The 1733-nt window shown below is 59.3% G+C and carries 2 protein-coding genes; both read right to left on the bottom strand.

Annotated elements, in window-relative coordinates:
* Nucleotides 1-339: cyclic nucleotide-binding domain-containing protein (locus H5U08_RS17820; protein WP_297036208.1), on the bottom strand; the 339-nt coding region annotated here is incomplete at its 3' end.
* 376 nt (nt 340-715) lie between these two features.
* The gene (locus H5U08_RS17815) at nt 716-1705 is read right to left on the bottom strand and encodes a type II secretion system F family protein (protein ID WP_297036204.1); all 990 of its coding nucleotides are present in this window, start codon (nt 1703-1705) and stop codon (nt 716-718) included.
* Nucleotides 1706-1733 lie beyond the last annotated feature (28 nt).

Raw genomic sequence — 1733 nt, 5'->3', positions numbered from 1 at the left:
TTCCCGTAACGGTTTGGCCTTGATGGCGATGACTTTGGTTGGTTTGGAGGTGGTTCCGATCGCCGTTGTCTTGTAGGGTTCGATCAGGGCCGACCACACCAAAATGTCGCCGGCGACCAGGGTATCCACGGTCCGCTTCTCACCGTTGCCGAGTTGATACTGAATCTGCACCTCACCCTCGACGATGATGTTGAGATAGTCGGCCGGATCGCCCTCGCTGAAAAGCTGAAGTCCGGCAGGATAAGACCGCTCCTCCGCCATCATGGCGATTTCCTTGAGCGACTCCTCGCTGATCTTTGCGAAGTACGGATAGCGGCGCAACATTTCGGGCGAGACCATTGTTCCGGCTCCTTTCGACCAGATGGTTCAATCACACGGAGAGGCCACTGGCACGAGGTGGGCACTCCCTCCCGGGCGCGATATCCCGATCGCTTCCCTTTCCCGGCCCTATTATAGCACCTTTCCTGCTGGAACGGCACCACCCATCAGATGGCAGACCGCCTGCGGCGTCGTTTCCGATTCACGCGGACAAAAGTAGTTATGCGGGGGTTGAGAAGGGCCTTCGCCGCTGACCGACCGCGGTTGCGTGTTTGGTTATCACCCAGCGACAATGCGACAATCCGCGCGAGAGCTTGCCACCGCCACGGTGAGCGAATGTGCGCATGCCGCATCATCGAACGGGTCGAGGCCGGCAACCTCCACGATGAAGAGTCCATCATCGGCCCGCCATCATCGGGAAGAGCTCGCGGATCATCGTGATGGCCGCCGGTCCCACGAGGACCACGAAAATCCCTGGGAAGATGAACAACACGAGCGGGAAAATCAATTTGACGGCGGTTTTCTGAGCCCGTTCCTCCGCCATCTGGCGACGGCGTGTCCGCATGGATTCACTTTGGGCGCGAAGGGCCTGAGCGATACTCGAGCCGAATTTTTCCGCCTGGATGATGACGGCCGCCAGAGCGCGCATGTCCTGGACACCCGTGCGGACTCCCATCTCGTGGAGGACCTCCGCCCGAGGACGGCCCATCTGCAACTGGAGGTTAGCCAGCGCGAATTCCTTGGCGATCACCGGATGCGAACTGGCCAGTTCTTCCGTGACTTTTCTCATGGCCTGGTCCAGCCCCAGTCCCGCCTCCACACAGACCACGAGCAGGTCGAGGGCATCCGGCAGCCCGAGGAAAATGGCCTCCTTGCGTTTTTTCCCGATGAACCACAATACGAGATCGGGCACATAAAACGCCAAACCTCCGATGATGACGGCCGAGGTGGTCGTGCTTCTCGACAATCCCCACAACCCCAGGCTCACCGAACCGCCCAGCACAAATCCCCCCAGGAGCGCTGCGAATTTGAGGCCCAAGAAGATTTGAACAGCTTTATCGCCACGGAATCCGGCTTCCGCGAGACGCTGTTTCAGGCGGCTGCGTTCCACTTCGGATTTAGGTTCCAGCGGCTTTGCCAGGGCGGGCGTCGCCTTTTCTAAAACCTCGGTCAGTTTGCTCGCAGGTCGCTGGGCCAGCTCATCGGAGGTCATCCGCCGTCGGGGTGTTCGCGCCAGTTCCTGGATTCTTTCCACCCGTCGCGACGGACGACCGGTGAGGAACTCCAGCACCCAGAACGCCAGCGCGGCGAACATCCCGAAAACCGCGTACGGCAACAGGAGGGCAAAATCCACACTCTGGGCGATGATTATCAGATTATCCGTCATGGTTCAAATCCATAAACTCTTCGAATTT

The sequence above is a fragment of the Thermogutta sp. genome, from assembly GCF_014359955.1.
Lineage (GTDB): Bacteria > Planctomycetota > Planctomycetia > Pirellulales > Thermoguttaceae > Thermogutta.
The sequence above is the reverse complement of the archived record's forward strand: the minus strand, read 5'-3'. Positions and strand labels throughout refer to the sequence as shown.